This window comes from Vibrio sp. MMH1-50, from assembly GCF_022347645.1.
Taxonomy (GTDB): Bacteria; Pseudomonadota; Gammaproteobacteria; order Enterobacterales; family Vibrionaceae; genus Vibrio; species Vibrio harveyi.
On record NZ_JAKRGG010000066.1, the window covers coordinates 1 to 8,143 of the forward strand.

Below are 8,143 nucleotides of genomic sequence, written 5' to 3' on the forward strand. Positions count from 1 at the left end.
TAGGTTCAGCGAGAATGACTTGGTTTGTAGACGCGGCGACGATTTAAAGATCTAGTCACTCTAAATCAAGAATCGGCAACAAAGTATACAAGCCAAGACCCTTACTATTTGCAAAGAGTGCCCTTTGGGAGCGTGTCTTTGACTCGCTTTTTTAATTAAACCAATGGCTGCGTCAAACAACTAGGAAAGAGCTGGCTATTACACGGTGTTGTTTTCCTTGAACTCGAATCAATGACAATGCTCTGAATCCTGCATCTTGAAGTCACTTGGGTATACAATTCATTTAAACTATTTATCAGAAAAACTTTATTTCAAATGTACTCGTCATTTAATCATTAATTAAAAATATTATGATTATCCACAAACATTATTTATTGAGAAGTCATTATTAAATACCGATTTTAATACATGCTTTAATCTTTGATATTCACTTAAAGCTATGCGATCCACTTCCGTAGCAACAGGCGCATTTATTATTGGATACCAATTGACAGATTCTGCTTCTAGGCTCTGAATATCTCCCACCCAATCAGTGACTACATAATAATGAAGCAATTGAAGTTCGGTGGTTGGGTGATATAAAGAACACAAATACCCGCACCTTTGCGGTCTGATGTTTAGCTCCTCGTCTAATTCTCTCAGCAATGTCATGGACTGACTTTCGCCTTGTTCCATGTGCCCACCGGGTATCGCGATCATACCTGGGTCAGAGTCCTTGTCCTTCGATCTTGTTTCTAATAACACTTCATCATCCTTAACTAGGATAAATGAGACACACTCATAAACTTCCATCTTCAATGCCTTCTGCTAACAGTTTTATAGCACGCTAACATAAAAAGTTTGGATGATGTGAACAGTGAACACGGATAAGTTGACGATATACAACAATCTAGCTGGCCGTTTGGTTGAATATGCTCCGCAACCCATAGTAGCTATCAATACATTCACCTTTATTCAGTCATGATTTGTTACGACTAGGATCACAGTCTAAAAACTTTTCGCCGAATGACCAGTTAGAAATAAGTTCATTGAATTCAAACAATATTTTTATTAAAAGTATAATTAAACGATGTTTTATTGAGTATCCATCTCAGTAAATATTGGTAAACACAGTTTTATTAATTAGCCAAATCGGCTAGTATTTGTTCTGAAGATTTTTAAAGTCATCAATTAACCTCTCAATATTGATTAAATTCAGTAAGTTAGTTGGATAGTCTTTACCAAATACTAAAAATATTTGAGTAATAGGCGTCACTACGCATAATAAGCAACATTGGGAATAGAGTTAAATTGATGAACATGCTGTATTAACGACTGCACGAAGCAATCGCTAAATTTGTTGCACCAAGAGTTTTATTTAGTACAAATGAAAAAGCTATTTTTATTATTGATATGGACATCGCTGGCAGTTTCTCCTTTTGCCTTTGCTCATCATTCAGGCAAAGCGACAGAAACGAAAGCCACTAAACAACTTGTTGAAAAGACATATAAAGAAGCCAAGTTGGAAGGCGTCATTGACTTCAGTTTATTCAATGATGCGTTCTTAGCTTATAAGAAAACCTCAGACCGCAAAAAGCCACTTTTGACTATCATCGATTACAGTAAACCATCTACTGAAAAACGCTTTTATGTGGTCGACTTGGACAAGAAGAAGCTCATTTTTAATACTTATGTCTCTCACGGCGTAAACAGCGGCAAGAAGACCGCAACGAAGTTTTCTAATGTTGTGAACTCTCGTAAAACTTCTCTAGGAACATTCTTAACCGATACCACATACTATGGTTCTAACGGTTATTCACTTCGCTTGGATGGACTGACATCCGGCGTTAACGATAAAGCACGAGAGCGTTACATCGTGGTTCATGGTGCAGACTACGCGAATCCTTCTTTTATTAAGAAGAATGGTTATCTTGGTCGCAGTTGGGGTTGCCCCGCTCTGCCACAGAAGCTATCACGAGAAATCATCGACACCATTAAAGGTGGCAGTGTTATCTACGCTAGCGCTTAAGGTTTCTTGACCTAATGTTGAAAAGGGAGCTGATACGCTCCCTTTTTTAATGCGACAAAAAACTGTTCATCCTTTCAGCAAGTCGTTAGTATACGCAAGCGCCACCTTCAGGCAGCAAACGAATATCGATTCCATAGTGTTTTAGGGTTAGTTTTGGTTCACGTATTTCGCCTTTTGCTTTTGTTGTCACTCTCCCTGTTCTCAGGGCAAATGCTTGCAGCGCAAAATCAGCCATCCTCAGAATTCCACTACACGCATTCAGAAAAGCTTTATAAGCTCACTCAATACGATTATCACGCAATAAAAGCGCCTTATCGTGTATGGAATACTCGCGACTCTTGGAGTCCAGACGGTTACTTTCGTCACCTAAAACGTGATTTGCTTGGTTTACTCCCTTGTCGCCGTACATCCGGTAACGATGGTGATTTACCACTAAATATAACGCCCGACTATCACCTGTTAGTCGCGTTTTTGTCTCCATCACTGTTGGACATAGCGCTCAAAGCAACGCCATTACCCGATGCTGCCGATGTATTTGCATACCGTCGCTCGTATCATCTAGCCAGATGGAAGCAAGCCAATTTACTGTACGTGTTTGCACACAGTCGCGACGCTTAGCTCGCACATTGACTGTACTGACACAATATGGAAACCGTCAGTACCAGCCATGGATGATCTCATCTGAACACCGAATTAACTCGAGATCCTGATTATGAAAAAAATCGCGACTATTGCCACTTTGGCGCTTATTACTTTATTCACAACAACTACGCACGCAGCAAAACCAGAAGAAATGAGCAACAGCGCTCTGATGGAGTGTGCCAATGCTTCTAACGCCCGAACAGCGGTTCCTGAGCACCGTGCAATGTTTCGTCATTACTTAATGGCAGAACGTGGGTACACATTCAGCCAGCTTTCTTCGGCAGAGACCGAATTCAAAGCAAAAGGCATGGATGAAACCAAGATGGAACAGCTCTACAAAACTGAGTGCAAAGAAGCAGGCGAATACCTTTATAACAATGGTTACTGATTCCAGCTCATTTCAATTTACGTAGAGAACCAAAAAGGCGCGGTCATCGCGCCTTTTTTGCTTTTCGAGCTTCAGGTTTATAAGACTATGGCAATTGCGGCGTGGTTTTCGATTTACTCCAAGCCTTACGCACCTTCACCAATACAAAGCTCATAATGGCAATGGTCAGGGTAATCACCGGTGCAGCCATCAATCCCATGGTCACAATCTTGTTAAGCTTCTCTGGCAGTAGAGGCAATAATAAGCCTAAACCACACAGCAGCAGCGTCCATAGAATCGCACTCAACCATGCGAAGTAATGGAACTTACTCACGCGATTAACGCGCAAACCCATCATTAAAGGCAGCAAAGAACGCACAACCGGAATAAAGCGCGCACAAAACAATGCAATCAAGCCATGCTTACCAAGTAACATGTCAACTTGCTCCAAGCGTTTTGCGGGAACTGCATTTACCCAACCCTGCACCTTTGGTAAACGGTTTAACCATTTGCCTTGTAGGTAAGCAGCCCAGCTTCCCATTGCCGCACTCACTACGATCACTAACATGATCATCACTGGGTCCAATACACCCACCGCCGCTAAAGTGCCAGAAAGCACAACAACACTGTCACAAGGGAAAGGCGCCGCAGGAATAAAACCACTCTCAAGAAAAATAAGCGCACCCACAACAAAGTAGATAAGTCCTGCACTACCGGGTGCCATCAGTGCAGTAAAATCCTGGTGCCACAAAGCAAACAGCACCTGCGTAATTGAATCAAACATAACAAACTCCTAAACATCACAATCAAACTTCGAAAATTAATGAATAGGAATTACCGTGCATGAATAAAGCGATAGATCAGGTTGGACTCTTGCCCTGCCCCCAGCCGATATTTGGAGTGCGAATAAAAAATTTGAATGACAGGCAACGCTACGTCAGTAAACTCGCGTTTGTTGAAATCCTGCACGTCATTTAGCCAACGTGCAGGCAGCACATCGAAATCATCCGAATCTGGCGACGTATTGGAATGGTTGACGCGGAGTGCATTGCGGCTGAATAAACTCACAACGACTTTACGTGAAGGAGAAAACGGTGCTTTCTCTAGATGCGCCTCACCATCAATCAATGAAGAGGTGTAACTGATGGCGTAGGAGATTTTTGGTGACGGTGAAGCCTGACTCAATCCAAAAGCCATCAGCGCAACAAAGAGTCCTAATACAGAGACTAAGTAAGCACGCACAGAATTCACCTAAACCACAACGATACGCTGTTGTAACTCCGTGCGTGCAAATTTGCAATTCAAATTCTTAATCGATAATAAAAAGAGCGTTTTGCAAATGATTGTTGGCGCGATTAGGCGATGATTTAACCTTCAATTTACTCTTTACCATAAGGGTAGTTTTCAAACATTTTCGTGACTTCTTCCGAGATCAACTCTTCGCGCTTTTCAGTACTCATTGACTCGGTGAGCTTACGGCTAGAAACACCCTTCCACACCACTTGATTGGCTTTAGTATCAACAAGCTCAACGACCAATTTGCCGTACTTCTTCTCCTTGTAACGCTCAGGACTGGACGTCACCACACCAAAACTGTTCCAACCGTAACCGACACTAAAACTTGAACCAGAAGATACGATCTCCGATTCTTTGATAATGTCGTGGTGCACATACAGATCACCGCCGCTTTTCACGCGCGACATTCCTTTTGATTCCAGTTGAGCTGCTAACCCTTGCTCAATGCGACGAGCATCCAAACTGGTTGGGGTGTCTGATTGTTCACCAAAATCAAACGTCTTGTAGGATGAGAAATCCGCTTGCTTGTCAACATCAGTGGTTACCGTGGTACAAGCAACCACCGAGATAGCAAACAACGTTGCCAATAAACCTTTCCACATACTCTTTCTCCTCTCTCTATCGCGCCGGTCTCTCGGCAAGTTGTGGTGTTTAATCTTACGAACCTGAGAAAATATTGAATCATTTCAACATTTAGTCTTGACCATGAATGCCAAGTGTTCAAATTCAAGACGTAATAGAGACTAAGAACAGAGTAAAACACTGGTTGAGAAAGAGAGTGAAATCGTATTCAGAGCGACATATTGCTAACAGTACTGTGTGCTTTTTGAACGAATCGGTATTTATTTACTCACTAAGCAACTTATTGAGCAAAAAAGACTTTTCTTTTGCACTCAATCTGGCATATTGAATGAGTCCTATCGATGCGCGGGCATCGTATAATGGCTATTACCTCAGCCTTCCAAGCTGATGATGCGGGTTCGATTCCCGCTGCCCGCTCCAAGCTTTCCCTAAGCTAACTTTTTTATCAGTTCCCTAAAATACCCTTTAAACTCGTACTTCATTGCTATCATGCTGTGGCTGTAATCGATCTCTGTATTTGCTACCTCTAACTGCAGGCATAAAAAAGCCCCTGCAGAGTGCAGGGGCGCGTCTTCGTTATTGTGTTCCCCATATCTTTGGGGTTAATCCAACTGAAGTGTCGTGAACGTGTCGTTTTTCAGCCCGCCACCAGCGCGTTTCTTCATGGTGACCTCAACCGATCGCTTCCCTTCATTGATGCGATAACGTATGGCTTGAGCGAGATATTTATCATTTCGCTTCAAGTCCCTAGCATCAATCTTTAACGTACGATTCTGACGATTCACCGTGCAGCGGTAATCCCAATCGTTTTTGCCATTTTTCAAAGCCAGCAAAATACGTTGACCCGATGTTCCCGCTGATTTAATCCCGCGAGGCTGCTTATCAATAGCCAGTGCCAACCCTGCTTTACACAACTGATCTGCACTAAAAGCAGGTGCTGCGTATGCGTACTCAGAGCTGAGCATAGCGGCGGTCATCGTTACAATTGAGAAAACTCGATTAAATGTCATCGTCCGTTCCTTAAAACTTACAAAACACCGTACGCATTAAAACAACATCACCGAACACTGTCAAGCATTAATGGTATGGCGTTTAGTTAATCATTCAGAACAGTTACTCAATTGTATCGGACGGTGGAGCAAACAAGCACCGCCAGCGCTGACGCCAAGACAAATTGGGACGGGTCACCTCTTTGAACATGTCTTTCCATTCTGCAAACGTCACGGTAATAGGATTAAAGCTGTTAACGGGCTTTGAGATGCCATAACGGACGGTTTCTACTTCAGGCTCGAACGTCCCGAACATGCGATCCCAGATAATCAATACACCAGCGTAATTTTTATCAATGTATTGACGATTCACACCATGATGAACTCGGTGATGGGATGGTGTATTGAAGACCCACTCCAAAGGGCCAAGGGACCGAATCGACTGAGTATGAACAAAGAATTGCAGACCAAGATTGAGCAATACAACAAACACCACCCATTTAGGATCAAATCCAATAATGACCAGTGGCAACCAGAATAACCACATACCTGCCAATGGGTACATCAGGCTTTGGCGAAATGCGGTACTGAAGTTCATACGCTCTGAACTGTGGTGCACCACGTGCGCTGCCCACATCCAACGGATACGATGGCTTGCTCGGTGGAACCAATAATAGAAGAAATCTTGCAAGACCATGAGTAACAGGAAGGTAGAAACCGTCATCTCGATATCAAACAAGCGCCAACCAAACCACCACAAATACAGTTTAGCGATCAGCAGTCCTGTTAAGATATCTGTCGCTTGATGAAGCCCAGCCAATACAAAGTTACACACGACTTCTGGCAAGTAATATCGCGCACTCTCAGGTAATCGACCACCACGTTGCCCAAACCAATATTCTGCCGCAATACAAAGAAAGAATATTGGTGCGAGCAACATCAACAATAAATCAGGATGTTCCGTAATCTGTGACCATTCCATAGTCCGTTCCTACCATTTTGCGTAATGATCTTCGGTGAGCCCCATCACCTCATCGAGTTCGTGTTTAATGCCATTGTCATCAATCAAATAACCAGAAAAGTAACCGACAAACTGACGAAAGTTACTCTTCAAAAACCAGAAGTTCTTTTTCTCTGATCGTTGATTTTTAGGCTTGAAGATCAAGTCGATGCGCTTATCTTGTGAGGTAATTCGCCATGACGCTTCTTGATGCATGCGAGAAAACTCGAACTGTACAGGCGGCATCAAGTGGCGTTCTCCATCAATCCAAATGACGTTTTCACAATACCCAGTTTCATTCACACCAGCCGCAAGGTTCAGTCCTATCCGTTTGCCTTCCCTTTGGTGATTGATGCTCGCCCATCGCCAACTGGTCTCTCTGCGCATGTAACCAGCAGAGAAATCATACCCAGCGACTGCATTGGTGAGATCTTGTGGCTGCCCTTTCACACTCATTTGACCTTGTATAGCGAGCGCGTTGTGTTTTTGAGTGTAGGTCCAGCCCGAATATGCTGTTGGCGTGCAGAGCATCAAAGGCAAACTTTCTAGCTCAGGCGTTAACCTTAAGTCAGCTTGAATAAGGTCTGTTGAAAGCTGTATATGCCAGAGTCCATTTTCAATGTTGAACTGGATGGTGTCACTAGCGAGATAGGCTTGGCTGTTCCAACTAGAAGGTTGTGTTTGATAGCCCATATTGAGCGGCTTTAGCCACTGCTGCTCGACAAGTTCATGAGTTTCGATATCAAACACATAGCAAAAGCCAGACGCCAAATAACGAATATCAGCAATCGCGACACCAATGATGTATTTCTCTGTCACGATCGAGATGAACTGGAACTGCTTATAGTCGAATCGTTTACGCCAACTCGATGCAGGCTGGTCCATCTCATTAAGATACTGAAACGCATCCAACTGAAGCGATTCGGGAATCGATGCTAAATGACCAAATTGAGGTAATCCATTCGCTTGAATAAAGGGATTCAAAGGCGTTTGCACATCCATGCTCGCTATTAATCAATGACACACCATTCGATGTTAACATTAATTTAACAACAAACAGTTTGCGCCACTGCACAACATTGGTTCACATACCGACTTAAAATGAACCAAAATGTGAAATCAGTCACCCATATTCAAACTATTAAACGGTTAATTAGAGCTTTATACCCAAGTAACCTCGAGATGCTAGGTTCAGCGAGACTGACTTGGTTTGTAGACGCGGCGGCGATTTAAAGGTTTAGTGGGTCTAAATCAAGAAT

The 8,143-nt window shown here is 43.0% G+C and carries 10 protein-coding genes and 1 tRNA gene; 4 read left to right on the forward strand and 7 right to left on the reverse strand.

Annotation, left to right across the window (positions count from 1 at the left end; all coding sequences use genetic code 11):
- Nucleotides 1-354: 354 nt before the first annotated feature.
- A complete protein-coding gene (locus MHO32_RS24765) occupies nt 355-792 on the reverse strand; it encodes an NUDIX hydrolase (protein WP_017818684.1) in 438 nt (145 codons plus the stop codon).
- Between the two features lie 574 nt (nt 793-1,366).
- Here MHO32_RS24765 and MHO32_RS24770 point away from each other — a divergent pair.
- The 3 genes from MHO32_RS24770 to MHO32_RS24780 all read left to right on the forward strand — a co-directional run bounded on the left by MHO32_RS24770 (nt 1,367) and on the right by MHO32_RS24780 (nt 3,038).
- Entirely contained in the window at nt 1,367-2,008 is a 642-nt protein-coding gene (locus MHO32_RS24770) for a murein L,D-transpeptidase catalytic domain family protein (RefSeq protein WP_005452264.1), read from the forward strand.
- Between the two features lie 210 nt (nt 2,009-2,218).
- Nucleotides 2,219-2,626, forward strand: a complete 408-nt coding sequence (locus MHO32_RS24775) for a hypothetical protein (RefSeq protein WP_336246191.1) — start codon at nt 2,219-2,221, stop codon at nt 2,624-2,626.
- Nucleotides 2,627-2,720: 94 nt separating this feature from the next.
- Nucleotides 2,721-3,038, forward strand: coding sequence for a hypothetical protein (locus tag MHO32_RS24780; protein ID WP_005452266.1), 318 nt, complete (start codon nt 2,721-2,723; stop codon nt 3,036-3,038).
- A gap of 85 nt (nt 3,039-3,123) precedes the next feature.
- Here the strand turns inward: MHO32_RS24780 and MHO32_RS24785 are convergent, their stop codons facing one another.
- The 3 genes from MHO32_RS24785 to MHO32_RS24795 form a co-directional block, all read right to left on the reverse strand.
- Nucleotides 3,124-3,801 carry a DedA family protein gene (locus tag MHO32_RS24785; protein WP_005435728.1) on the reverse strand — a complete coding sequence of 226 codons (678 nt, stop codon included), beginning with the start codon at nt 3,799-3,801 and terminating at the stop codon, nt 3,124-3,126.
- A gap of 50 nt (nt 3,802-3,851) precedes the next feature.
- Complete coding sequence (locus tag MHO32_RS24790) at nt 3,852-4,268, reverse strand: hypothetical protein (protein WP_239214777.1); 417 nt, start codon at nt 4,266-4,268, stop codon at nt 3,852-3,854.
- Between the two features lie 128 nt (nt 4,269-4,396).
- Nucleotides 4,397-4,915, reverse strand: coding sequence for a DUF4136 domain-containing protein (locus MHO32_RS24795; RefSeq protein ID WP_005452270.1), 519 nt, complete (start codon nt 4,913-4,915; stop codon nt 4,397-4,399).
- A 325-nt stretch (nt 4,916-5,240) separates the two neighbouring features.
- On the opposite strand from MHO32_RS24795, the gene MHO32_RS24800 reads away from it, so the two are divergent.
- A tRNA-Gly gene (locus MHO32_RS24800) sits at nt 5,241-5,315 on the forward strand.
- A 182-nt stretch (nt 5,316-5,497) separates the two neighbouring features.
- Here MHO32_RS24800 and MHO32_RS24805 read toward each other — a convergent pair.
- The 3 genes from MHO32_RS24805 to MHO32_RS24815 all read right to left on the reverse strand — a co-directional run bounded on the left by MHO32_RS24805 (nt 5,498) and on the right by MHO32_RS24815 (nt 7,886).
- Nucleotides 5,498-5,905 carry a hypothetical protein gene (locus tag MHO32_RS24805; RefSeq protein WP_239214780.1) on the reverse strand — a complete coding sequence of 136 codons (408 nt, stop codon included), beginning with the start codon at nt 5,903-5,905 and terminating at the stop codon, nt 5,498-5,500.
- Between the two features lie 103 nt (nt 5,906-6,008).
- A complete protein-coding gene (locus MHO32_RS24810) occupies nt 6,009-6,866 on the reverse strand; it encodes a sterol desaturase family protein (protein WP_005452272.1) in 858 nt (285 codons plus the stop codon).
- A 9-nt stretch (nt 6,867-6,875) separates the two neighbouring features.
- A complete protein-coding gene (locus tag MHO32_RS24815) occupies nt 6,876-7,886 on the reverse strand; it encodes a DUF2804 domain-containing protein (protein ID WP_005452273.1) in 1,011 nt (336 codons plus the stop codon).
- Nucleotides 7,887-8,143: the final 257 nt, after the last annotated feature.

Coding starts and splice junctions, on each gene's coding strand:
- MHO32_RS24765 (WP_017818684.1), bottom strand. CDS start 792: ATGGAAGTTTATGAGTGTGTCTCATTTATCCTAGTTAAGGATGATGAA.
- MHO32_RS24770 (WP_005452264.1), top strand. CDS start 1,367: ATGAAAAAGCTATTTTTATTATTGATATGGACATCGCTGGCAGTTTCT.
- MHO32_RS24775 (WP_336246191.1), top strand. CDS start 2,219: ATGCTTGCAGCGCAAAATCAGCCATCCTCAGAATTCCACTACACGCAT.
- MHO32_RS24780 (WP_005452266.1), top strand. CDS start 2,721: ATGAAAAAAATCGCGACTATTGCCACTTTGGCGCTTATTACTTTATTC.
- MHO32_RS24785 (WP_005435728.1), bottom strand. CDS start 3,801: ATGTTTGATTCAATTACGCAGGTGCTGTTTGCTTTGTGGCACCAGGAT.
- MHO32_RS24795 (WP_005452270.1), bottom strand. CDS start 4,915: ATGTGGAAAGGTTTATTGGCAACGTTGTTTGCTATCTCGGTGGTTGCT.
- MHO32_RS24805 (WP_239214780.1), bottom strand. CDS start 5,905: ATGACATTTAATCGAGTTTTCTCAATTGTAACGATGACCGCCGCTATG.
- MHO32_RS24810 (WP_005452272.1), bottom strand. CDS start 6,866: ATGGAATGGTCACAGATTACGGAACATCCTGATTTATTGTTGATGTTG.
- MHO32_RS24815 (WP_005452273.1), bottom strand. CDS start 7,886: ATGGATGTGCAAACGCCTTTGAATCCCTTTATTCAAGCGAATGGATTA.